The organism is Marinobacter sp. RI1, from assembly GCF_041155085.1.
GTDB classification, from domain to species: domain Bacteria; phylum Pseudomonadota; class Gammaproteobacteria; order Pseudomonadales; family Oleiphilaceae; genus Marinobacter; species Marinobacter nauticus.
Window position 1 is genome coordinate 3,821,856 of the sequence record NZ_AP031605.1, and the last position, 24,866, is coordinate 3,846,721.

The window sequence follows — 24,866 nt, forward strand, 5'->3', positions numbered from 1 at the left end:
TCCTGGGATCAACCCTTTTTAATGATCGCTTCGGCAATGTTCGAAGGAGCTTCCGCATAGCGGGAGAACTCCATCGCATAAGACGCCCGACCCTGTGTTGCAGAACGCAGGTCGGTGGCGTAACCGAACATCTCCGACAACGGAACTTCAGCACGGATGACCTTGCCCGCCGGGCCTTCATCCATACCCTGCACAAGGCCGCGACGACGGTTCAGATCGCCAACAACGTCACCCATGTAATCTTCAGGGGTAACAACCTCAACCTTCATGATCGGCTCAAGAAGGGCAGGATTTGCTTCGAGGGCGCCTTTCTTCATCGCCATGGAGCCAGCGATTTTGAACGCCATTTCGTTGGAGTCGACGTCGTGGTAGGAACCATCGTACAGCGTCGCCTTGATACCCAGCAGCGGATAGCCGGCCAGACAGCCGTTCTGCATCTGCTCCTCGATACCCTGCTGAACCGCCGGAATGTATTCCTTGGGAACCACACCACCAACGATCTCGTTCACAAAGATAAAGTTTTCGCCATCTTCATCATCCAGAGGCAGCGGCTCCAACTTCACTTTTACGTGACCGTACTGGCCGCGACCACCAGACTGACGAACGAATTTACCTTCAACGTCAACCGGCTTACGGATGCATTCACGATAAGCGACCTGAGGCTTACCGATGTTGGCCTCAACCTTGAACTCGCGACGCATACGGTCAACGATGATGTCCAGGTGAAGCTCACCCATACCAGAGATGATGGTCTGACCGGACTCTTCGTCGGTGCGAACACGGAACGAAGGATCTTCCTGGGCCAGCTTGCCCAGCGCCACACCCATCTTCTCCTGGTCTGCCTTGGACTTCGGCTCAACCGCAACAGAGATAACCGGCTCAGGGAACTCCATGCGCTCCAGAACAATCTTGTTGTTCTCGTCACACAGGGTGTCACCGGTGGTCACGTTCTTCAGACCAATGGCAGCAGCGATGTCGCCCGCCAGAACTTCCTTGATCTCTTCACGGTCGTTGGCGTGCATCTGAACCATACGGCCCACACGCTCTTTCTTGCCTTTAACCGAGTTGAACACAGCATTACCGGATTCCAGTTTACCGGAGTAAACACGGAAGAAGGTCAGCGTGCCCACGAACGGATCGGTGGCGATCTTGAACGCCAGAGCAGCGAACGGCGCATCGTCGTCAACCGGACGAGTCTCTTCTGTACCTTCGTCGTCAACCTCACCGCGGATGGCTTTAACTTCATCCGGAGCCGGCAGGAATTCGATAACGGCATCCAGCACCGCCTGAACACCCTTGTTCTTGAACGCGGAACCACAGGTCGCCAGAACAATCTCGTTGGCGATGGTACGATCGCGCAGACCCTTCTTGATCTCTTCGTAGGTCAGCTCTTCGCCTTCCAGATACTTATCCATGTACTCTTCGTTGGCTTCGGCAGCAGCTTCAATCATCTGCTCGCGAGCCTTCTCGGCTTCCGCCTTCATGGATTCCGGAATGTCGCGAAGCTCGTAGGTCATGCCCTGGTCAGCTTCGTTCCAGTAGATGGCCTTCATGCGCAGCAGGTCAACAATGCCTTCGAAATCGTCTTCCGCGCCAATCGGCAGCTGGATGGGCACAGTGGTCGCGCCCAGACGGTTACGGATCTGCTCAACAACGCGCATAAAGTTAGCGCCAGCACGGTCCATCTTGTTGACGAACACCATGCGCGGAACTTCATACTTGTTGGCCTGACGCCATACAGTCTCAGACTGCGGCTCAACACCAGAGGAACCACAGAACACAACCACGGCACCATCGAGAACCCGCAGAGAACGCTCTACTTCGATAGTGAAGTCAACGTGTCCCGGTGTGTCGATAATGTTAATGCGGTGCTCGGGGTATTGCTTGTCCATACCCTGCCAGAAGGTTGTAACAGCGGCAGACGTGATGGTGATACCACGCTCCTGCTCCTGCTCCATCCAGTCTGTAGTGGAAGCGCCGTCATGGGTTTCACCCATTTTGTGACTACGACCGGTGTAGTAAAGAATACGCTCGGTTGTAGTGGTCTTGCCCGCATCCACGTGCGCACAGATACCAATGTTTCTGTAACGTTTGATAGGAGTCTTGCGTGCCACGATATAAACCTCGGCTTGTTAGAAACGGAAGTGAGAGAATGCTTTGTTGGCTTCTGCCATACGATGCACGTCTTCGCGCTTCTTCACCGCGGCACCTTTGCTGTCTGCCGCGTCAAGAATTTCGCCGGCCAGACGTTGCGCCATGGACTTCTCACCACGCTTCCGTGAGTATTCGACGAGCCAGCGCATAGCCAGCGCGTTCTGACGGGAAGGCCGTACTTCTACAGGCACCTGGTAAGTAGCACCACCCACGCGACGGGATTTCACCTCCACCATCGGCTGGATGTTCTCCAGGGCCTTCTCGAACATTTCGATCGGCTCTTCCTTGGATTTCTCGGCAACAATATCGAGCGCGCCATAAACAATGCGCTCTGCAACAGACTTCTTACCGCTTTCCATCACGTGGTTGATGAACTTGGCAAGACGTGCACTGCCGAATTTCGGATCGGGAATGATTTCCCGCTTAGCTGCAACTCTTCTTCTAGGCATCGATAAGCCCTTATATATCTAAAAGGTCTTCAGGAACCCCTGAGATAGCCATCTGCTACTCAGCCTTACTCTTACCGTTCTGACAAGCAACGATAAAAGACACCCGCTCGGGACATCAGGACTTGGGTCGTTTTGCACCGTACTTGGAGCGGCCCTGCTTACGGTTCTGTACACCCTGGGTGTCCAAAGTACCGCGAACAGTGTGATAGCGCACACCCGGAAGGTCTTTTACTCGACCGCCACGGATCAGCACAACACTGTGCTCCTGAAGGTTGTGACCTTCACCACCAATGTATGAGGAAACCTCGTAGCCGTTAGTCAGACGAACACGGCACACTTTACGCAGTGCTGAGTTCGGCTTCTTCGGCGTAGTGGTGTATACACGAGTGCACACACCACGGCGCTGAGGGCAAGCCTGGAGCGCGGGAACGTCGCTCTTGGCTACCTTGCGCTTACGAGGCTTACGCACCAACTGATTAATCGTTGCCATGTAAGCAAACTCCAAAAAAACCATACCAATGAAACTTACCCCCAATGCAGGGGGTAAAATTTAAGGGACGCAAGTTTAAGCTTGCGCCCCGAGTCAGTCAAGATGACTGATCTCTTTTTAACCACCCTGAAGGTAGGTATCTACCCCGAGGGTGGCGCGCACGAACTCAGTTTTCGCGGTTAAGTTCGGCGCTCAGAGCTTCTTCAACATCGGCCGCAGTCACGCCCTGCTCTTCCAGGTCACGCTTGCGACGGCGCTCGTTGTGATAGGCAAGACCGGTACCGGCCGGAATCAGTCGACCAACCACCACGTTTTCCTTCAGACCGCGCAGGTAGTCCCGCTTGCCAGTCACCGCACCCTCGGTCAGAACCCGGGTGGTTTCCTGGAACGAGGCCGCAGAGATGAAGGACTCGGTCGCCAGCGATGCCTTGGTGATACCCAGCAACAGACGCTCGAAGCGTGCAGGCTCTTTGTCTGCCGCATTCGCCTTCTCGTTCTCTTCCATCACCTGGGTAATTTCTACCTGGTCGCCCGACAGCAGCGTGGTATCACCCGGATCGGTGATTTCGACCTTGCGCAGCATCTGGCGAACGATAACCTCGATATGTTTATCGTTGATGACAACGCCCTGCAGACGGTAAACGTCCTGGATTTCGTTGGTGATGTACTTGGCCAGCTCGACCACACCCAGCAGACGCAGGATGTCGTGCGGGTTCGACGGACCATCCGAGATCACCTCACCCTTTTCAACGGTTTCACCTTCGAACACGTTGAGCTGGCGATGCTTCGGAATCAGAACCTCATAGGCATCGTCATCCTTCGGCGTGATCACCAGGCGCTTCTTGCCTTTGGTTTCTTTACCGAAGGAAACCACGCCGCTGATCTCCGCGAGGATTGCGGACTCTTTCGGACGACGGGCCTCGAACAGGTCGGCAACCCGAGGCAGACCACCGGTGATGTCCCGGGTCTTCGAGCTTTCCTGCGGAATACGGGCGACCACATCACCCAGCTCGATCTTGGCGCCATTCGCCATGGTTACCAGAGCGTTAGCCGGCAGGAAGAAGATCGCGGTACCGCCCCCGGGCAGCTCCACTTCCTCTCCCGAGTCGTCGACCAGCTGAATGGCCGGACGAATGTCCTTACCCGCGGCCGGACGCTCTTTCGGGTCAATCACTTCCATCGTGGACAGACCGGTCAGCTCGTCAGCCTGGGTACGGACAGTAATGCCCTCTTCCATGTTGACGAACTTGGCGGTGCCCTTCGCTTCCGCGATGATCGGGTGCGTGTGCGGATCCCACTTGGCAACCACAACACCGGCTTCTACCTGATCACCGTTCTTCACAGACAGCACGGCACCGTACGGCAGCTTGTACCACTCGCGCTCACGACCCTGCTCGTCGGCAATGGCCAGCGCGGAGGAACGGGATACCACCACCAGCGAACCATCGGTCTTCTCGATCGACTTCAGGTTGTGCAGGCGTACCGTACCACCATGCTTCACCTGGATATTGTCTACCGCAGACGCCCGGCTCGCGGCACCACCAATGTGGAAGGTACGCATGGTCAGCTGGGTACCCGGCTCACCGATGGACTGGGCAGCGATAACACCTACCGCTTCGCCCACGTTCACCTGGTGGCCACGGGCCAGATCACGGCCGTAACACTTGGAACAGATGCCGTGACGGGTCTCACAGGTAATCGCAGAGCGTACCCAGATTTCGTCTACACCCGCGCGCTCAACCATTTCGACGGTCTTCTCGTCGAGCAGTGTGCCCGCAGGAACAACGGCGTTGTCCTTGTCAGTCGGCGTGAACACATCGCGAGCCGTCACACGACCCAGAACCCGGTCGCCCAGCGGCACAACCACGTCGCCACCTTCGATGTGCGGCGTCATCAGCAGGCCTTCATCGGTACCACAGTCTTCCTCGGTCACCACCAGATCCTGAGACACGTCAACCAGACGGCGGGTCAGGTAACCGGAGTTCGCGGTCTTCAGTGCGGTATCCGCCAGACCTTTACGAGCACCGTGAGTCGAGATGAAGTACTGGAGTACGTTCAGACCTTCACGGAAGTTGGCCGTAATCGGCGTTTCGATGATGGAACCATCCGGCTTTGCCATCAGACCACGCATACCGGACAGCTGACGGATCTGGGCGGCGGAACCCCGCGCACCGGAATCGGCCATCATGTAGACGGAGTTGAAGGACTCCTGCATCAGGTCTTCACCGTCTTCGCCCTTTACTGGCTGGCCATCAGGGCCAATAACCTGCTCTTTGGACAGACGCTCCATCATTGCCTTGGACACTTTGTCATTGGCACGGGACCAGATGTCGATCACCTTGTTGTACTTCTCACCCTGGGTCAGAAGACCGGATGCGTACTGGTTTTCGATGTCTTTTACTTCGTCGGAGGCCGCATCCACCAGCTCGTACTTCTCCGGCGGGATCTCGAAATCGTTAAAGCCGATCGAGATACCGGAACGGGTTGCGTAGTGGTAACCCATGTACATCAACTGGTCAGCGAAGATGACCGTGTCTTTCAGACCAGCATCCCGGTAACAGGTGTTGATCAGGTTGGAAATCGCCTTCTTCACCATCGGCTTGTTGACGATCTCGAACGGCAGGCCGTCCGGCACGATATCGTAAAGCAGAGCGCGACCAACGGTGGTATCGACAATGCGGAAGCTCTCGGTACGATTACCGTCTTCGTCAACCGCAACTTCCTTGACCCGAACCTTAACCTTCGCCTGCAGGTCAACCTGACCAGCACCGTAAGCGCGATGGGCTTCCTTGACGTCAGCAAAGACCATACCTTCACCCAGAGCGGCGTGGCGCTCACGGGTCATGTAGTACAGCCCCAGTACCACGTCCTGAGACGGTACGATGATGGGTTCGCCGTTGGCGGGCGACAACACGTTGTTGGTAGACATCATCAACGCGCGGGCTTCAAGCTGGGCTTCCAGAGTCAGCGGTACGTGTACCGCCATCTGGTCACCATCGAAGTCAGCGTTGTAGGCCGCACACACCAGCGGGTGCAGCTGAATGGCCTTACCTTCGATCAGAACCGGCTCGAACGCCTGGATGCCCAGACGGTGCAGGGTCGGCGCACGGTTCAGCAGGATCGGATGCTCACGGATGACCTCATCCAGGATATCCCAGACCACACCTTCCTCACGCTCGACCATCTTCTTGGCGGCCTTGATCGTGGTCGCCAGTCCGCGGTGCTCAAGCTTTGAGAAAATGAACGGTTTGAACAGCTCCAGAGCCATTTTCTTCGGCAGACCGCACTGATGCAGGCGCAGGTACGGACCTACCACGATCACCGAACGGCCGGAGTAGTCAACACGCTTACCCAGCAGGTTCTGACGGAAACGACCCTGCTTACCCTTGATCATGTCAGCCAGGGACTTCAGGGGGCGCTTGTTGGTGCCGGTGATGGCACGGCCACGACGGCCATTGTCCAGCAGGGCATCCACAGCTTCCTGCAGCATCCGCTTCTCGTTACGCACGATGATGTCCGGAGCATTCAGCTCCAAAAGGCGCTTGAGACGGTTGTTCCGGTTGATCACCCGACGGTACAGGTCGTTCAGGTCGGAAGTGGCAAAACGGCCACCATCCAGCGGAACCAGGGGGCGCAGGTCCGGCGGAAGAACCGGCAGCACGGTCATGACCATGTCGCCCGGCTTGTTACCGGAATACAGGAACGCTTCCAGAATTTTCAGGCGCTTGCTGAATTTCTTGATCTTGGTTTCGGAGTTGGTCTGCGGAATTTCTTCGCGCAGCGCGTCAACTTCTGCCTGCAGATCGATGTCTTCCAGCAATTGCTTGACGGCTTCCGCACCCATGCGGGCGTCGAACTCGTCACCAAACTCTTCCAGGGCTTCGTAATACTGCTCATCGTTCAGCAGTTGGCCCTTCTCCAGAGTGGTCATGCCCGGATCGATAACAATAAAGCTCTCGAAGTAAAGAACCCGCTCGATATCACGCAGGGTCATGTCCAGCATCAGACCGATGCGGGACGGCAGCGACTTCAGGAACCAGATATGGGCGACCGGGCTGGCCAGCTCAATATGGCCCATGCGCTCACGGCGAACGCTCGCCAGGGCAACCTCGACACCACACTTTTCGCAAATGACACCGCGGTGCTTGAGGCGCTTGTATTTTCCGCACAGACACTCGTAGTCCTTGATCGGGCCGAAGATCTTGGCACAGAAAAGACCGTCACGCTCCGGCTTGAAGGTACGGTAGTTAATGGTCTCAGGCTTTTTTACTTCGCCAAAAGACCAGGAACGAATCATGTCAGGCGACGCCAGACCAATGCGGATGGCGTCGAATTCCTTGCTCTGATTCTGGCTCTTGAGAAGATTCAGCAAATCTTTCATCAGTTAAAGCTCCGGATGGCGTTAATCTCGGGCGGGCACACGGAGTGCCCGCTCACGCTGCCAAAAACAATTCGGCTCACTCGGATTCCAGCTCGATGTCGATACCCAACGAGCGGATTTCCTTGACAAGAACGTTGAAGGATTCAGGCATGCCCGGCTCCATACGATGATCGCCATCGACAATGTTCTTGTACATCTTGGTCCGACCGTTTACGTCGTCAGACTTGACGGTGAGCATTTCCTGCAGGGTATAGGCGGCACCGTATGCCTCCAGAGCCCAGACTTCCATCTCACCGAAGCGCTGACCACCGAACTGAGCCTTACCACCCAGCGGCTGCTGGGTAACCAGGCTGTAAGAGCCGGTAGAACGAGCGTGCATCTTGTCGTCGATCAGGTGGTTCAGCTTGAGAATGTACATATAGCCAACAGTTACCGGACGATCAAACGCATCGCCGGTACGGCCGTCATAGAGCTTGGTCTGACCGGTAGTATCCAGGCCAGCCAACTCAAGCATTCTCTTCACCTCAGCTTCCTTGGCACCATCGAAGACCGGTGTTGCCATGGGAACGCCACCACGCAGGTTGTTGCACAGCTCGAAAATCTCTTTGTCAGTCAGACTATCAAGGTCAACCTTGAACACTTCGTCCGAGTGATTGTAGATCTCGTCCAGCAACTTACGAAGCTCAGCTACCTTGCGCTGCTCGTCCAGCATACGACTGATCCGTTCACCCAGGCCTTTCGCCGCAGCACCCAGGTGAGTCTCAAGCACCTGACCAACGTTCATCCGCGACGGTACACCGAGCGGGTTCAGAACGATATCGACGGTATTGCCAAACTCGTCGTAGGGCATGTCTTCAATCGGCATAACCGCAGAGATAACACCCTTGTTACCATGACGGCCAGCCATCTTGTCGCCCGGCTGAATACGACGCTTGATTGCCAGGTAAACCTTAACAATCTTGAGTACGCCAGGAGCCAGATCGTCGCCCTGCTGAAGCTTGCCCTTCTTGTCGTCAAAGCGAGCTTCGTGCTCTTTCTTGCGATCCTCGAGGCCCTGCTCGGATTTCTCCAGCAACTCGTTCAAAGCTTCGTCTTTCATGCGCAGCTTGAACCAGTCGGCTCGCGGCAGTTCCGCCAGGTAGGCTTCTTCCAGCTTCGCACCCTTTTTCAGGCCAGGACCACTGATCACTTCCTGACCTTTCAGAGCGGCCATCAGACGCTCGAACGTCGCACCTTCAACAATGCGGTACTCGTCTTTCAGGTCCTTACGGTACTTGTCCAGCTGCTCTTTCTCGATCGAAAGCGCTCGGGCATCTTTCTCGATACCGTCACGGGTGAAGACCTGAACGTCAATGACCGTACCACGGGTACCGGTCGGCACACGCTGAGATGTGTCCTTAACGTCAGACGCTTTTTCACCAAAGATGGCACGCAGAAGCTTCTCTTCCGGGGTCAGCTGGGTTTCGCCTTTCGGCGTTACCTTACCAACCAGAATGTCGCCGGGACCCACTTCAGCGCCGATGTAGACAATGCCAGACTCATCCAGCTTGGACAGTGCGCTTTCACCCACGTTCGGAATATCTGCGGTGATTTCTTCGCTGCCCAGCTTGGTATCACGAGCCACACAGGTCAGTTCCTGAATGTGGATGGTGGTCAGACGGTCTTCCTGAACCACTTTCTCGGAGATGAGAATGGAATCCTCAAAGTTGTAACCGTTCCAGGGCATGAACGCGATGCGCATGTTCTGACCCAGAGCCAGCTCACCCAGATCCACAGAAGGACCATCCGCCAACACATCGCCACGGGCAATCACGTCACCCTGACGCACGATAGAACGCTGGTTGATACAGGTGTTCTGGTTGGAGCGGGTGTACTTGGTGAGGTTATAGATATCCACACCTGCATCACCGGCTTCGGTTTCTTCGTTGTTGACGCGAACCACGATACGGGCCGCATCCACGCTTTCGATCACACCACCGCGACGCGCGGTTACACACACGCCAGAGTCCTGAGCCACCGTGCGCTCAACACCGGTACCCACCAAAGGCACCTGCGACTTCAAGGTCGGCACCGCCTGACGCTGCATGTTCGCACCCATCAGGGCCCGGTTGGCATCGTCGTGCTCCAGGAACGGGATCAGAGACGCCGCGACCGATACAACCTGGCGCGGAGATACGTCCATGAAGTTAACCGCTTCCGGAGGCGCTACAGTAAATTCGTTCTGGTGACGCACCGTAACCAGCTCGTCAGTCAGACGCTTGCCTTCATCGGTAGCGGCGCTGGCCTGGGCGATCACGTAGTTGCTCTCTTCAATCGCAGAGAGGTAAACCACCTCGTCGGTCACCACACCATCAACCACCTTCCGGTACGGACTCTCAAGGAAGCCGTAGGAATTGGACCGGGCGTAGGTTGCCAGCGAGTTGATCAGACCGATGTTCGGGCCTTCCGGAGTTTCGATCGGGCACACGCGGCCGTAGTGGGTCGGATGTACGTCACGGACTTCGAAGCCAGCGCGTTCACGGGTCAGACCACCTGGGCCCAACGCGGAAATACGACGCTTGTGGGTAACCTCGGACAACGGGTTGTTCTGATCCATGAACTGGGACAGCTGACTGGAGCCAAAGAACTCTTTCACAGCGGCCGCAACCGGCTTGGCGTTGATCAGGTCCTGCGGCATCAGGCCTTCGCTTTCGGCGAGACTCAGACGCTCACGAACCGCACGTTCAACACGCACCAGACCAACACGGAACTGGTTTTCGGCCATTTCACCCACGCAACGCACACGACGGTTGCCCAGGTTATCAATGTCATCCACCTGGCCCTGGCCGTTACGAATGGCAATCAGAGTCTTCAGTACGTCGATGATATCGTCGTGCGTCAGCGTGCCTTCGCCGGTGCTTTCTTCCCGGCCCAGGCGACGATTCAACTTCATCCGGCCAACGGCGGACAGATCGTAACGCTCTTCGGAGAAGAACAGGTTGTTAAACAGATTCTCCGCAGATTCCTTGGTAGGCGGCTCGCCCGGGCGCATCATGCGGTAGATTTCCACCAACGCTTCGAGCGGGGTGCGGGTCGGGTCGATACGCAGGGTATCCGACATGAACGGACCGCAATCCAGGTCGTTGGTGTACAGGGTTTCAATGTCTTTAACACCGGCATCAAGGATCTTGGTAACCACTTCCTCGGTCAGTTCGGTGTTGCATTCTACCAGCACTTCGCCGGTAGACTGATCGATCATGTCCTTGGCCAGGACACGACCGTAGAGATACTCGGTCGGCACTTCCAGCTCGGTGATACCGGCTTTTTCCAGCTGCTTGATGTGACGGGCAGTGATCCGGCGGCCTTCTTCAACAATTACGTTACCGTCATTGTCTTTGATGTCGAAGGTTGCGATATCGCCACGCAGACGGCTTGGCACCAGCTCCAGCTTGCACACTTCCGCGCCCAGGCTGAACTTACTGGTTTCGAAGAACATCTCGAGCATTTGCTCAGAGGTGTAGCCCAGACCACGCAACAGAATGGAGGCCGGCAGCTTACGACGGCGGTCGATACGAACGAACACGGCGTCCTTCGGATCGAACTCGAAGTCCAGCCAGGAGCCACGGTAAGGAATCACCCGGGCTGAGTACAACAGCTTGCCGGAGGAATGGGTCTTACCCTTGTCGTGATCGAAGAACACACCAGGTGAACGGTGGAGCTGGGAAACGATAACACGCTCGGTACCGTTAACAACAAAGGTACCGTTCTCGGTCATCAGGGGCATTTCGCCCATGTAGACTTCTTGCTCTTTGATGTCCTTGATCGCCTTGTTGGACGATTCCTTATCATAAATGATCAGGCGGACCTTCACCCGTAGCGGCGCGGCGTAAGTTACGCCCCTGAGCTGACATTCCTTGACGTCAAAGACTGGCTCGCCGATTCGGTAGCTCACATACTCGAGCGCGGCGTTGCCAGAATAACTGACGATCGGGAATACGGATTTGAATGCTGCATGAAGACCAGTTTCCCGGCGGTCTTCAGGCGCAGTTTCCATTTGGAGGTAGTCCCGGAACGAATCCAGCTGAATAGACAGCAAATAGGGGACTTCCATCACGGAAGGCAATTTACTAAAGTCTTTGCGAATCCGCTTTTTCTCAGTGTAGGAGTAAGTCATCTGCATTCCCCAGCTTTAGACCTGATACCTGGTATCAAGAAGCAATCAAATGTTCTGCTTCGGGGCCGAGTTGCTCGGCTTATCGCGCCGTCTTGAACAAGACTCTGGCTGTAGGTTATAGATCTGACATCAACCTGCAATTGCACACCAGACTCTATAGCATATACAACAGAAAAAGGCCGGTGGCACGAAGCCACCAGCCCGTCCATGCTTAACGCACGGTGTCGATCAACAGCCGACTCTTACTTGAGCTCAACAGAAGCGCCTGCTTCCTCAAGCTTCTTCTTGGCTTCTTCAGCCTCGTCCTTGCTTGCGCCTTCCTTAACAGTAGAAGGTGCGCCGTCAACCATTTCCTTGGCTTCTTTCAGGCCCAGGCCAGTCAGTTCACGAACGGCCTTGATAACGTTTACTTTCTTCTCGCCAGCGCCGGTCAGAACTACGTCGAACTCGGTCTTCTCTTCGGCGGCTTCGCCAGCAGCGGCAGCAGCCGGAGCGGCAGCAACAGCGGCAGCAGCAGAAACGTTAAACTTCTCTTCCATTGCTTCTACGAGCTCAACAACTTCCATTACGCTCATTTCAGCAATTGCATTCAAAATATCGTCTTTAGACAGAGCCATGACTTTCTCCCAAAAATGTAAAAAATGGTGTTCAACAGAATCAAGCAGCGTCTTGCTTCTGGTCTCGGACTGCAGCTACAACACGTGTGATCCTGCCCGGAATATCGTTCAGGGTACGTGCAAGCTTGGTAACTGGTGCCTGTGTAACAATGGCCAGCTTGGTCAACGCTTCGTGCAGCGTCGGCAGCGTAGCCAGGCGATCAATCTGTTCTGCACCCATCAGCTCACCGCCGACAGCCAGACCCTTGATTTCGAACGCCTCTTTCTCTTTGGCAAAATCCTTCAGCAGGCGCGCAGCGGCACCCGGATCTTCCATTGAGAAAGCCAGAATGGTCGGACCAACCAGCGCCGGATCAATGCACTCGAACTCGGTACCACGAATCGCGATCTTTGCCAGGTTGTTACGAACAACCTTCAGACGCACGTTTTCGGCACGAGCCTTGGCACGCAGCGCCGTCATGTCACCGGAGGTGACACCACGGTAGTCAGCCAAAACCACAGACAGAGCAGTACCAGCAGTCTCGTTGACTTCAGCGACGATCGCTTTCTTGTCTTCGAGTCTAATTGCCACTGGTTTTCTCCTCGATTTCGCCGGCTTATGCCAGCAAACCCATCTATGTCCCTCGCGGGACGCCTAACGGTGTTTGGGTTCAGAGAGAACGTCGTCACACCGTCTGCGCAGGCGTTGCTTTAACCCTTGAGGCGCCCTTCAAGAGGGCGCTGCGGGGGCCTGCGGTCTTTGACAGCCTTGGCTTCCGCCCAGACTACAAAGTAACTACCGCTCAGAGCCTCAGATGCTCAGAGTACCCTGATCGATAGTCAGGCCAGGACCCATCGTGGAAGAGATGGTGATCTTCTTCAGATACACACCCTTCGACGATGCAGGCTTGGCCTTTTTCAGATCTGCCACCAGAGCTTCAAGGTTTTCCTTGATGTTCTGCGCAGAGAATTCAACGTTACCCAGCGGAGCGTGGATAATGCCGTTTTTATCAGTACGGTAGCGAACCTGGCCGGCTTTGGCGTTCTTGACCGCAGTCTCAACGTCTGCAGTTACAGTACCAACCTTCGGGTTCGGCATCAGGCCGCGCGGACCAAGGATCTGGCCCAGCTGACCAACCACACGCATGGCATCCGGAGTGGCAATAACCACGTCGAAGTCCATATTGCCTTTTTTCACTTCGTCAGCCAGATCATCCATACCTACCACGTCTGCACCGGCAGCAGTGGCTTTCTCGGCATTGGCACCCTGAGTGAACACAGCTACACGAACAGTCTTGCCAGTACCGTGCGGCAGAACAGTGCTGCTACGTACGACCTGGTCAGATTTACGCGCATCAACACCAAGGTTAACGGCCACGTCTACAGACTCTTTGAACTTGACGTTCTGGCCCAGCTCGGCCAACAGTGCTACCGCCTCATCAACGGTGTAGGCACGGGTAGAGTCTACTTTTTCACGAATCAGCTTCTGACGCTTGCTCAGCTTTGCCATCTTACAGACCCTCCACGTTCAGGCCCATGCTGCGGGCAGTTCCGGCAATGGTACGAACCGCTGCTTCCATGTCGGCAGCAGTCAGATCCGGCTCTTTGGTCTTGGCAATTTCTTCCAGCTGAGCACGGGTTACCGTACCCACTTTGTCCGTGTTCGGACGACCGGAACCGCTCTTGATGCCAGCCGCTTTTTTCAGCAGCACCGGCGCCGGCGGGGTCTTGGTAACAAAGGTAAAGCTGCGATCACTGTATACGGTGATGACAGTCGGAATCGGCAAGCCCGGCTCCATGCCTTGAGTCTTGGCATTAAAGGCCTTACAGAATTCCATGATGTTTACGCCGCGCTGACCCAGGGCCGGACCAACGGGGGGACTCGGGTTGGCCTGACCGGCAGCAACCTGAAGCTTGATATAGGCTTCAATTTTCTTTGCCATGATAGTTCTCCTGTGGGTTCTGACGCCTCTCGGCTCCCCGTTTATATAACTGCCTTCAGCAGACACAAAAAGCCCGCGTCGCCGTGGCGCGCGAGCTCTCAGGTTTTCAGGCTACGCTCAGTCTTTCTCGACCTGACCAAACTCCAGCTCTACCGGAGTTGAACGGCCAAAGATCAGGACCGCAACCTTAACTCGACTCTTCTCGTAGTCGACTTCCTCAACAACGCCATTGAAGTCTGCAAACGGACCTTCAACAACGCGTACAATCTCACCCGGCTCGAACAATGTCTTCGGCTTGGGCTTGTCAGCACCGCTTTCTACACGACGCAGGATTGCCTCAGCCTCGCGTTCGGTAATGGGTGCCGGCTTGTCCTTGGTACCACCAATGAAGCCGAGTACCCGAGGAGTATTCTTGACAAGATGCCATGAGGCATCATCCATTTCCATCTGGACCAATACGTACCCGGGATAGAACTTGCGCTCGCTCTTGCGCTTCTTGCCATCGCGCATTTCGACGACTTCCTCGGTCGGAACCAGGATCTCGCCAAACTTGTCTTCCATGCCTTCGAGCGCCACACGCTCCTTCAGAGTGCGCATTACGTGCTTTTCAAAGCCAGAATACGCATGAACGACGTACCAGCGTTTAGCCATTGCCCACTCCCGTTAGCCGATGAAGCCGGCGACCAGCCAGCTGATCAGCGAATCCATACCCCACAAGATCAGAGCCACAACCAGAACAAACACCACAACAATAATCGTGGTCTGAACCAGCTCAGGCCTGGTGGGCCAGACGACTTTCCGGATCTCTACGCGTGCTTCCTTCAACAGGGTGGCAAAACGACGGCCACGCTCGGTCTGCAGCGCAACAAATGCAGCAACAAGACCCAGCCCAACAAGAGCCAGAACCCGATACAGCACAGACTCGGCACTGAAATACTGATTACCAACCACACCAACGGCAATCAGAACAAAAACAACCAGCCATTTCAGAGCATCGAAACGGCTGGTCGACTGAACGGCTTTTGACTCCATAGGAATCAGCTTATGTATCCGGATGTTGAAAAATGGCAGGCCAGGAGGGAATCGAACCCCCAACCTGCGGTTTTGGAGACCGCTGCTCTGCCAATTGAGCTACTGGCCTGCACCGAAACAACTCAGCGCAACAACAAACGAGCAACCCGAAGGTTACTCGATGATCTTGGCGACCACGCCGGCACCAACGGTACGACCACCTTCGCGAATCGCGAAGCGCAGGCCATCTTCCATGGCGATCGGAGCGATCAGGGTGACGGTCATTTTCACGTTGTCACCCGGCATTACCATTTCTACGCCTTCCGGCAGTTCGCAAGAACCGGTCACGTCAGTGGTCCGGAAGTAGAACTGCGGACGGTAGCCCTTGAAGAACGGAGTATGACGACCACCTTCTTCTTTGGACAGTACGTACACTTCACACTCGAACTTGGTGTGCGGCTTGATGGAGCCCGGTACACACAGAACCTGACCACGCTCAACGTCGTCACGCTTGGTACCACGCAGCAGAACACCAACGTTCTCGCCGGCACGACCTTCGTCCAGCAGCTTGCGGAACATCTCAACACCGGTACAGGTGGTCTTGGTGGTGTCGCGGATACCCACGATTTCCACTTCGTCACCAACCTTGATGATGCCACGCTCAACACGGCCAGTTACTACGGTACCACGACCGGAGATGGAGAATACGTCCTCGATCGGCATCAGGAACGGCTGATCGATCGCACGCTCCGGCTCAGGGATGTAGTCGTCCAGGGCTTCTACCAGCTTCTTCACAGCGGTAGTACCCATTTCGTTGTCGTCTTTGCCTTCCAGCGCCATCAGGGCAGAACCGGTGATGATCGGAGTGTCGTCACCCGGGAAGTCGTACTGACTCAGCAGGTCACGAACTTCCATCTCAACCAGCTCCAGCAGCTCCTCGTCGTCTACCATGTCAGCCTTGTTCAGGAACACGACAATGAAAGGAACGCCAACCTGACGGGACAGCAGGATGTGCTCACGAGTCTGCGGCATGGGGCCGTCAGCTGCGGAGCAAACCAGGATCGCGCCGTCCATCTGTGCCGCACCAGTGATCATGTTCTTCACATAGTCAGCGTGGCCCGGGCAGTCTACGTGGGCGTAGTGACGGGTCGGAGAATCGTACTCTACGTGAGAGGTCGCGATGGTAATACCACGCGCACGCTCTTCCGGTGCGTTATCGATCTGATCGAAAGCACGGCTCTCGCCAGTACCCCAAACTTCGTGACACACACGAGTCAGGGCGGCTGTCAGAGTGGTCTTACCATGGTCAACGTGACCGATGGTGCCCACGTTTACGTGCGGCTTGTTACGCTCAAACTTTGCTTTAGACATTTCGACCAATCTCCCTAATCAACCAGGATCGCAACGTTGACCGGATAAAAAATGGAGCTCATGACCGGAATTGAACCGGTGACCTCATCCTTACCAAGGATGTGCTCTACCGACTGAGCTACATGAGCATTGAAACCAAATTGGAGCGGGCAGCGGGAATCGAACCCGCGTCATCAGCTTGGAAGGCTGAGGTAATAGCCACTATACGATGCCCGCGAGCAATTAGTGGTGGAGGGGGCAGGATTCGAACCTGCGAAGCTTTCGCGTCAGATTTACAGTCTGATCCCTTTGGCCACTCGGGAACCCCTCCCGAACAAATCCGCAAAAGCGAACCTGCTTAAAACTTAAAGTGGAGCTGGCGGACGGAATCGAACCCCCGACCTGCTGATTACAAGTCAGCTGCTCTACCAACTGAGCTACGCCAGCTCACATTCGCCTGTTCAGCGAGGGCGGTATACTACGGATTTTTTTCCGGCCTTGCAACACCTTCACAAGCATTGCTTTCAACGAAATCGAACTCGTAACCGGTTTCCGCTTCAACCGCTTGAACCCATTCACTTTCTGCCATGGATTCAACCTCAAAAACGAGCGCGTATCCTAAACGATTTCGAGGGAACTTGGCCAGCACTACATTCAGATTTGCCTGTTTTTTTTCTGCCATTACCGATTGCGCAGCCTCAAGGGATTCGAACAGCCCCAGGGAAATGGCGTTACGGTACTCTCCACGGGAAACAATGTACGATTCCACGCCCTGAAGATAGAGCTCACGGAACTGGGCTCGCGCGGCTTCCGGCGGCTGCGGAGGAATCAATACCCAATGCAGGGGCGGTAACTCCTTCTCAACCTCAACAATGCCGACTCTATGCTTGAGACCGGCCGCCACATTCTCGGCGTCATCCCTCGCATCAAACATTCCGAGCGTTATCCGTAGACAACTCTCTTCCCGGGAGAGGCTCTCCATGGTCTCGGAAGCCACTTTCAGACTGGAGACACGTGGCAGGGTTCCAGATGAAACGCCAACATAACGGGATGGCTCGATCCAGGCCGGCACAAACCAAACGGCCAGATTGAGAGCTGCCAACAGAAACGCCAGCCACTTCATCACAGAACGCCCGCCCTGGCGATTCGCTCAAGACCGTCAAGCACCATACCCTCAACTACGTTTGCCTCAAGACCAAGGGCCTGCAAACGCCGGGCATCGCCACCGGTCAGATAGATCGCAGAGAGTCCAAAGGCTTTTGCATCGCGATGAATCCCCTGGACAAGGGCCTCGGTGAGCCAGGCCAGACCGTGGTTGACGCATTCGCCGGTCGATTGTCCCGGGCGGGTGGCGAGTTGCTCACTCTGCTCAAATCCAATTCGTGCCGCATCCACTTTCAGACTACGGCGCATCATCTGGAGCCCAGGAAGAATGTAGCCACCGAGGTGTCGCCCGCTGGCATTCACATAGTCCACGGTGACGGCGCTACCAGCATCGACAACGGCGAAAGAAGCCTTACACCTGACCCAGCCTGCCAGCATGGCATGCCATCGATCAGCCCCCATGCGCGACACATCCCCATAGGAATTGGACAGGCCATCGCGCGTCGACTCAGCCCAGCAATATTCAACAGGCACCTTGGCCCGGGCAAGCAACAGTTCATGAAGTTGCGCGCGGGCGCTTTCCGAGGCCACCGTCGACACCAGAATTCTTTCGATGTCAGACCAGTAGCCTGAAAGTCCTGTCAGGGGCTCAGCATCTGCCATGACCGCTGCCCCTTCAAGAGGGCCGCCTGTTCCAGTCAGTCGCCATTTCAGGCGGGTATTACCAGCGTCAATCAACAGAATCATTCAGACACCCGCAAACTGATATCGCCCGCCCGCACCGGTATTTCGCCCTCTGCTGTTTTCAGGAGGTAGTTTCCGGTTTCGTCGATACCGCCTCCCAGGCCCTTTAATTCACCTTCACGGGTGACGAGGGGCAGGCCGCTAAAGATGTCACGGCGCTGCCAGCGCTCCCGGAATTGCCGGAAGCCACCAGCCTCAAATTCCGTCACTGCTGCCAGAATGTGAGTAATCATCCCGGCAGCGAGTTGGTTGCGGACCCAGGCCTGGTCTGGCCAACGCTTGTCCAGGCTCGTCCAGGGCTGATCAACGTCTTCAGCTTGAGTCATATGCACGTTGATACCGATTCCTGCGATCACCTGAACACAACCTTCCTGGAGTTCGCCCTGGATTTCTACCAGGATCCCACCAAATTTCTGGCCCTGGGCAAACAGGTCATTGGGCCACTTGAGCCCTACCTCACCGCCCCCTACCTGCTCAATGGCATTGGCGACGGCAACGCCCAGGGCCAGACTGAGGCCATCCAGGGCCGAGAACCCACCTTTTATCGACAACCCAAGGCTCAGGTAGAGGTTCTGGCCCTTGGGGCTGGCCCAGTTCCGACCTCTTCGACCACGGCCGGACGTCTGACAGTCAGATAACACCACCGGGAGTGGCGCCGACGTCAGTAGGCGCGCAACCTCGGCGTTTGTGGAATCCACTTCATCCAGAACAGCGAGCTGTATCCGCTCTCGAACCGAAGCATTGAGCTGACCAAGAATGATGTCACGGTCAAGCAGGTCCAGTGCGGACACCAGCTGGTAACCCTGCCCGCGAATGGTCCGTATGTCAGTTCCGTCGGCGATAGCCTTGCGGATATGCTTCCACACCGCCGTCCGGGAAACGCCCAGCTTCTGGGCCAGCGATTCACCGGAATGGATTTCACGATCACTGAGCAGGGACAGCAATGCATTGGATTTCATCAATGAGCTTCCAGACGGGGAATAAACAAGCCCGGATTAAACAACAGGAGGGGATTGAAAAGCAAAGGGGCAGCACTGGCCTTGCCCCTTTACCGGTCGCGACGTCAGGGGATAGGTGTCGCGGTCAGGTTTGCGCGAATATTCACGTTCTGCAGCACGGCGCCGAACACGGCGGTCTGGGCGCCACCTACAGGATGAACCAGATCGATATTATTTATGGTCAGTTCCTTGAAACGGGTTTCCGCCTTGACCGCGAATCCCAGTGGACGGTTCAGGCGATCAGCCTCCGAAGGAGAGGACACATACCGATAACCCTGGGGGGCCGAGGCATCCATAATCTTTTCGTCTCCACGGGCGCCATTCACCCCCAGCGAGTCCGCTCCATTTTCTTTCTTCACGACTCGGGTCTGGTATACGTCAACGGATAGGTCGGTTTGAATACCGTAGGTATTGTCGTCGAAGCCATCACCATCGAAATCACCACCGTCACTCGTGTAAATATTGTCCAGAACCAGGCGGGTTCCGGAACCATTCACGGCCCGCCCCTGGCCATCGACGGTCCGATTGGTTTCCCACAACAGCGAATTCCGCTTCTCGCTGCTCTGAGCACGGGCGAGGATGTTCTTCATCTCGATCGTGACACCTTCCTCGCCCCGCATTTCCCACTCACCGCCCGATGCCGAACAGGCCGAGGCCGAAGCACCAGCGCCACCCACACAGACGTTGCCGGCACCACCAGGCTTGATCAACGTCGTGCTCCCCTGTTCAAAACGCTGGATCTTCAAACGCCCAAGGCTCTCTCCATCGACACCATTACCGATCCGGACATTGCCGATATCCATGGTGCTCCAGGACTCTTCCGTTGCCAGCGCCAATCCTTCATCGGTAACATCCAGAGTCATGTTACGAACATGACCATCATAGGTCATATCGGTCAGCCAGAGACCTTTCTGGGGCTGCTCACCGTTACCTTCGTCATAAGGAGCGGCAATCACTGCAGCACGACCGTCACGAATGTGAATATCCGAATTAATCGTCAGGCCCTCACCGGACGCGCCACCGGCTCCGAGCGTCATGTGACCGTCCAGCGTAAAGTCGTAGGCGGGATAGATGCCGAGCGCCAACAACAATTCGGTACCACCCTGCAATGGCGCATCATCACTGCCAACGCGCATCCCATTAATACGGTAACCGGCCTCAAGCCCCTCAAAGCCAATTCTCAAACCGTCATAGAATCGGGTTCCACCCTGAACACCGTCACGGGTAACGTTCACGGTGATATCGCCCTGCCCCCAGGACTGAAGGCCGCTGATAATCACCCTGTTGCCGTCCTCGGTATAGCTCAGATCAGAAAGCCTTAGGCTCCACTGGGCAGCCAGCCTCAGGCCCTGGGCACCGGCATCGACATGGCCTCCGCCCTGCAGGTAGAGCGCATTGGTGTAGTTGCGACCACCAAATACCTGGTCTTCCAACAGAAAGCTCAGGTTGAAGGCCCCAAAGCTCTTACCAGCACCGCCAATCTCAATGGCTCCGACCTCAAACTCGCCTTCCATTCGCCCAAGCGTTAAACCCACTGCCGGTCGGCCGCGCCAATCCTCACCCACATCCAGACGAAGGTCCTGAATTCGGTAGGAACCAGTGATGTCTCTCAGGGCGAGTGCATGGCCATCATCGTGATAGAGGAAAGACGCGCTATGTATGGTTGTCTCGTTATCAAACCGCAATCCCTCCCCTGCGCGGCCTCCTGCGGATATACCGGTCGTTGAGGACAGTTCGTACTGGCCAGAGAGACCGCCATAGCTGGGCAGCAGGTCACCGTTACCATTGGTGCTACGGCCATAAATCGCAGGATCGCTGGAATATCGAATAGCACCGACCTGCCAACTACCAGTTACTCTTGGAGCCGTCAGTTCCAGGGTCTGGCCCACCCGCTCCAGAGTTACTCCCAAGGCCTCAACGGACATCGTAATATCGTCCAGAAACACCGAATTACCGTTGGTTCTATAGCCCAGACGGCCTCCCGTCATGGTGTACGCGGAATCAAATTCATAGCCGGTTCCACCTGCGGTCTGCTGGCGCAGGCTCAAGGTGCCTTGAAGGCTATGATCAAAGAAAATCCCGCCCATACTGACACCGGGCGCGCCGGCCAGCCGGATGTCCGAGAATTCGACCCGCCGGTCTTCTACCAGGTATTCGAGATTCAGCGCAGAATCACTGCCGATATCGATCCTGGTCCGATGAAATGCGCCCTGGCCCGGCACTTCCGAGGAACCCACCCGCATGCCTTCCAGATGGACGCCTTTGTTATCGTCGTAATAGGAAAGCTTGTCTGCGGTCATGGTCAGGTCAGTTTCGATGGCAATCCCGCTCTGGCCTCGTATCTCAGACAGCGCCCGGTCATCAAGGCTCTGGAGATCTGCAGCGGTTATCATCGAATAGCTGCCCAGGCCCAGGACGACCGTACTCAGGGGCAGGATTCCGGAAAGCTTACGAGTCATGATGCCTCCTGGCTAAGGGGTTCCATCCGGAAAAACCAGAAGGTTACCCTGCATGATCACGTCCCCCTGCATTTCCACCGCAAAGATGTCGGTTTGCTGAAAGCCGGGGTCAGTTGGTCGTGGCGTGCTACTGGAAGCGATTTTGAACTGTACGTCAGAAAACCGGACAACATTTGGCAAGCCCAGCTCAATCACATCACGGTCAAAGAGTGCACCATCCCCCCCAAAGCCGGAATCGATCGAACGCACCCTCAGGGTCAGACCCTCAAAGGCGAACATCCCTCGAATTTCATCCAGTACCATCCATCCGCCATCCTGCTTCAGCCGATAGGCAAAGCGAGCACCGCATTTCTTATCTGCCTCATCACACCGGCCAAAGTAATTGTTCTGAACCGGACCTCCCATTTCGTTGATGCTGATGTCGCCAGACAGATAGATCCCCCCCTGGCCGGAGACATCAGCCAGGGCGTCGTCCCCGAGCGGCGACATCTCGGAATACGCCAAGGCGGGAAGCAAGGCCGCAAAGAGCAGGCAAAACCGGGTAGCTGAACAACAAGTCAGACGGATCATGGCGCCAAGTCCTTGGTTCTGATTTCCAGGTGCTGAATGAGCATTCCTTCGATGCGGGCGGAGCCAAAATCCCGGTCACCAACACCAAAGTTGCCAATCCGGAGATTGCTCCGGTATTCCGGATTGGTGTAATAGGCTTCATAGAAGTCCCAGGTTGCGGTATCGCTGCCATCCCGAAGCCCGTTTGCGGCAATCTGCCCGGGTGCCGGCGCAGCGATAGCATCTACCTCCAGCACGAAATTGCCCGTACCGTCGACATCAAAAAACACTGGCTGGAGCTCGTTACCGATCGCCAGTTGAAGGACAAAATCGGACATGGTGATGCGGGAGCCACACTCGCTGCCATCCTGGGTGCATGCGTTGATGGTTAACTCCGGAGAGTAGAAGTTCAGCTTGAACTGGCCGGCCATTTGCTGGCGAGCGTCATCGCCCCAGAGGCGCAGGTAACTCCCGTCAATCACGGCACTTTTCGCATGTATATTCAGGTTGGCAGAGCGATCGTCACCCACGGCGACATTCATCTGCATCCCCATATCCGCTCGCTCGCCAATCCAGGATTCAGTCGCGGGGCGGCTTGAACAGGTACCGCTGCCAGCAGCCGCAGAGCCACCCAGGCAATCGTAACCCTCGGCCGCGCTGAGCATCGCGGGCGCGGCGATTTCCAACACCGATTTATCTCTGACCCCGATCGTGTTGCCGTCCACCACGTCAATTCGCCAGGGATGCAGCAAACGCCCCAGGTTGACCGGGGTCAGATTCTGACCATAGGCGGAATCAGCGCCCGCGATGTACAAGTGATTCACGGTGATATCCACGTCCTGCCCGTCCGTGCTTTTGATGCCCGTGATTCGGAATATACGGGCCTGGTTGCCATTGGCATCCGGCGCGTCGGTTCCATGGGAGAAGGCAAAGTTATCGAGAACCAGGCCTATGCCGGCGCCATCGATCTCGGACATCTCGGACTCATTAAGAGTCACCATCTCAGCCTGGAGGGGCAAAGACCACAAGAGCGCTAACGACAACATTGAAGTGCAGGGGAAGTTGCAGAACCCGAATCCTCTCATCAGAACAGCCCCCGACCACGGTCTATGTACTCAGTCCGATAACGGTCCGTGCCGTACAACGCCTCATTCAGGTTTACCTCGGTGGCGCCATTGGGGATATTGAAGAATGCGCCGGACGTCGCCCGAATAAAGTCCTCTACCGTGATGTCGGTTTTCTTGACGTCCTTCAGCCAATCCAGATCTTTGGTCTGAAACGAAATAAACGCACCATCGGCGGGACCGGTAATTCGCCGCTCACCATTGACCTCCTCAACCTGGCCAATCGGGAAACTGTTGTAAATATCCAGATCAAAGCAGGAGTCTATACCCAGCACCATGCAATCCTGGGCATAGACATAGATGTCACCAGCACCACAGCTGAAGAAGGAACAATCCGGCACCTCGATCTCCGAACTGGATCCCCAGCCAATCAGGTTCTTCAGAGACCAGCGGGTGAATCCGGCGGCACCTTCGAGAACGAACTTTTCCCCGTTCGGAATACCGATATACTCCGCACGGATGGGATCAAGCTCGCCAATGCGCGGGTCATCTTCCGCTCCATAGACCAGCTGCGCCTTGGTGGCGAGCGGACTGCCCGATTCGAGCAAAGGGGTGAGCAGTACAATCAACTGATCGAAGAAATTGCCGGTGGAGTTAGCCTCCCGCAACCCTTCACCCCGATCAATGATGTCGACATTGACGTTGCCCGTCAGCGTTTCGATCTTGCCGGAAAGAATGCCCATGGACTCGCCAAAGCCAAGACGAACACCTACCACCTCATTGGTGGTCTCATCAAAGGCAAACTCAAAGAACGGGCTATCGATCATGAACGGAACAATCTCATTCTCGCCATAGGCTGAGCCATCGGGGCGATATTGTCGCGGAGCATCAGGGTTCTTGCTGTAGTAGGCCTGGTTATTGATGTACCCGAGCGCAAAATCGCGGATCAGCACATCGGAAGAACCCTGCTTCTCACCCGCTCGCTCATATCGCCCCATCTCGAGAACATCAACATTGGTCTGGATTTCGATATCCATACCGAGATTGACACGGGTATAGGAGGTATTTTCGTTGGGATCGGGATGGTACTGGCGGTCTATGGAGACAAAGGCCTGACCTGTCACCTCGGACAGCTCGGCATCAGAAATGGGCTGCAAATCTGCATGGGCAGCCGAAGACAGCACCATGGACAGCGCGAGGAATAGTCTTTTACGTGTACTCATAGCCATACCTGCCCGCCGTTTGTTGTTATTGACGGCAATGATCGAATGACTGATGAGTGTCTCTGAAGCTGGCTTTTTAGTCTTTTTTTCTGCCAGTCTTGAGGGAATGCTAACGCTATTTACCGAGCGTAACTGTGCGCCTGATCACAGGGTCATATCTGCTCGCTTTCCTGCAGGCAATAAAAAACCCCCGACAGC

Annotated in this window: 19 protein-coding genes and 5 tRNA genes; all 24 read right to left on the reverse strand. The window is 55.8% G+C overall.

The window, feature by feature from the left end; genetic code table 11:
- Positions 1-8 precede the first annotated feature (8 nt).
- Positions 9-2,114 (reverse strand): elongation factor G, encoded by a 2,106-nt coding sequence (fusA, locus tag ACAM27_RS17395; protein WP_114434839.1) that lies wholly within the window; start codon positions 2,112-2,114, stop codon positions 9-11.
- An 18-nt stretch (positions 2,115-2,132) separates the two neighbouring features.
- A complete protein-coding gene (gene rpsG / locus ACAM27_RS17400) occupies positions 2,133-2,603 on the reverse strand; it encodes a 30S ribosomal protein S7 (protein ID WP_011784243.1) in 471 nt (156 codons plus the stop codon).
- A 115-nt stretch (positions 2,604-2,718) separates the two neighbouring features.
- Complete coding sequence (gene rpsL, locus ACAM27_RS17405; protein ID WP_008174844.1) at positions 2,719-3,093, reverse strand: 30S ribosomal protein S12; 375 nt, start codon at positions 3,091-3,093, stop codon at positions 2,719-2,721.
- 166 nt (positions 3,094-3,259) lie between these two features.
- Positions 3,260-7,474: a DNA-directed RNA polymerase subunit beta' gene (rpoC, locus tag ACAM27_RS17410; protein WP_369612373.1), complete on the reverse strand. Its 4,215-nt coding sequence runs from the start codon at positions 7,472-7,474 to the stop codon at positions 3,260-3,262.
- A 76-nt stretch (positions 7,475-7,550) separates the two neighbouring features.
- Entirely contained in the window at positions 7,551-11,627 is a 4,077-nt protein-coding gene (rpoB, locus tag ACAM27_RS17415; RefSeq protein ID WP_011784241.1) for a DNA-directed RNA polymerase subunit beta, read from the reverse strand.
- A 242-nt stretch (positions 11,628-11,869) separates the two neighbouring features.
- Positions 11,870-12,244, reverse strand: a complete 375-nt coding sequence (gene rplL / locus ACAM27_RS17420; RefSeq protein ID WP_011784240.1) for a 50S ribosomal protein L7/L12 — start codon at positions 12,242-12,244, stop codon at positions 11,870-11,872.
- A gap of 40 nt (positions 12,245-12,284) precedes the next feature.
- Complete coding sequence (gene rplJ / locus ACAM27_RS17425; protein ID WP_014420483.1) at positions 12,285-12,815, reverse strand: 50S ribosomal protein L10; 531 nt, start codon at positions 12,813-12,815, stop codon at positions 12,285-12,287.
- Between the two features lie 219 nt (positions 12,816-13,034).
- Positions 13,035-13,733 (reverse strand): 50S ribosomal protein L1, encoded by a 699-nt coding sequence (gene rplA, locus ACAM27_RS17430; protein ID WP_014420482.1) that lies wholly within the window; start codon positions 13,731-13,733, stop codon positions 13,035-13,037.
- 1 nt (position 13,734) lies between these two features.
- The gene (rplK, locus tag ACAM27_RS17435) at positions 13,735-14,166 is read right to left on the reverse strand and encodes a 50S ribosomal protein L11 (protein ID WP_014420481.1); all 432 of its coding nucleotides are present in this window, start codon (positions 14,164-14,166) and stop codon (positions 13,735-13,737) included.
- A 117-nt stretch (positions 14,167-14,283) separates the two neighbouring features.
- The gene (nusG, locus tag ACAM27_RS17440) at positions 14,284-14,817 is read right to left on the reverse strand and encodes a transcription termination/antitermination protein NusG (RefSeq protein WP_011784236.1); all 534 of its coding nucleotides are present in this window, start codon (positions 14,815-14,817) and stop codon (positions 14,284-14,286) included.
- Between the two features lie 12 nt (positions 14,818-14,829).
- Positions 14,830-15,198 (reverse strand): preprotein translocase subunit SecE, encoded by a 369-nt coding sequence (gene secE, locus ACAM27_RS17445; protein WP_011784235.1) that lies wholly within the window; start codon positions 15,196-15,198, stop codon positions 14,830-14,832.
- Positions 15,199-15,231: 33 nt separating this feature from the next.
- Positions 15,232-15,307 (reverse strand) — tRNA-Trp (locus ACAM27_RS17450).
- A gap of 44 nt (positions 15,308-15,351) precedes the next feature.
- Positions 15,352-16,548, reverse strand: a complete 1,197-nt coding sequence (tuf, locus tag ACAM27_RS17455; RefSeq protein WP_011784245.1) for an elongation factor Tu — start codon at positions 16,546-16,548, stop codon at positions 15,352-15,354.
- A 52-nt stretch (positions 16,549-16,600) separates the two neighbouring features.
- Positions 16,601-16,676, reverse strand: a tRNA-Thr gene (locus ACAM27_RS17460).
- Between the two features lie 13 nt (positions 16,677-16,689).
- Positions 16,690-16,764: transfer RNA gene (locus tag ACAM27_RS17465), tRNA-Gly, on the reverse strand.
- Positions 16,765-16,774: 10 nt separating this feature from the next.
- Positions 16,775-16,858, reverse strand: a tRNA-Tyr gene (locus tag ACAM27_RS17470).
- A 40-nt stretch (positions 16,859-16,898) separates the two neighbouring features.
- Positions 16,899-16,974, reverse strand: a tRNA-Thr gene (locus ACAM27_RS17475).
- Between the two features lie 31 nt (positions 16,975-17,005).
- On the reverse strand, positions 17,006-17,650 hold the full coding sequence (locus ACAM27_RS17480; RefSeq protein ID WP_114434842.1) for a hypothetical protein: 645 nt from the start codon (positions 17,648-17,650) through the stop codon (positions 17,006-17,008).
- Positions 17,650-18,378 (reverse strand): type III pantothenate kinase, encoded by a 729-nt coding sequence (locus tag ACAM27_RS17485; RefSeq protein WP_303293370.1) that lies wholly within the window; start codon positions 18,376-18,378, stop codon positions 17,650-17,652. Before ACAM27_RS17485 ends, ACAM27_RS17480 begins: the two co-directional genes overlap by 1 nt.
- Positions 18,375-19,334 (reverse strand): biotin--[acetyl-CoA-carboxylase] ligase, encoded by a 960-nt coding sequence (locus tag ACAM27_RS17490; protein WP_114434844.1) that lies wholly within the window; start codon positions 19,332-19,334, stop codon positions 18,375-18,377. The genes ACAM27_RS17485 and ACAM27_RS17490 overlap by 4 nt, the downstream gene beginning before the upstream one ends.
- A 104-nt stretch (positions 19,335-19,438) precedes the next feature.
- The gene (locus tag ACAM27_RS17495) at positions 19,439-21,832 is read right to left on the reverse strand and encodes a DUF6160 family protein (RefSeq protein ID WP_369612374.1); all 2,394 of its coding nucleotides are present in this window, start codon (positions 21,830-21,832) and stop codon (positions 19,439-19,441) included.
- Positions 21,833-21,844: 12 nt separating this feature from the next.
- A complete protein-coding gene (locus ACAM27_RS17500; protein ID WP_023009396.1) occupies positions 21,845-22,402 on the reverse strand; it encodes a hypothetical protein in 558 nt (185 codons plus the stop codon).
- Positions 22,399-23,358 carry a hypothetical protein gene (locus ACAM27_RS17505; protein WP_022992946.1) on the reverse strand — a complete coding sequence of 320 codons (960 nt, stop codon included), beginning with the start codon at positions 23,356-23,358 and terminating at the stop codon, positions 22,399-22,401. Before ACAM27_RS17505 ends, ACAM27_RS17500 begins: the two co-directional genes overlap by 4 nt.
- A gap of 107 nt (positions 23,359-23,465) precedes the next feature.
- On the reverse strand, positions 23,466-24,668 hold the full coding sequence (locus ACAM27_RS17510) for a DUF6160 family protein (RefSeq protein WP_023009394.1): 1,203 nt from the start codon (positions 24,666-24,668) through the stop codon (positions 23,466-23,468).
- Between the last annotated feature and the right edge of the window lie 198 nt (positions 24,669-24,866).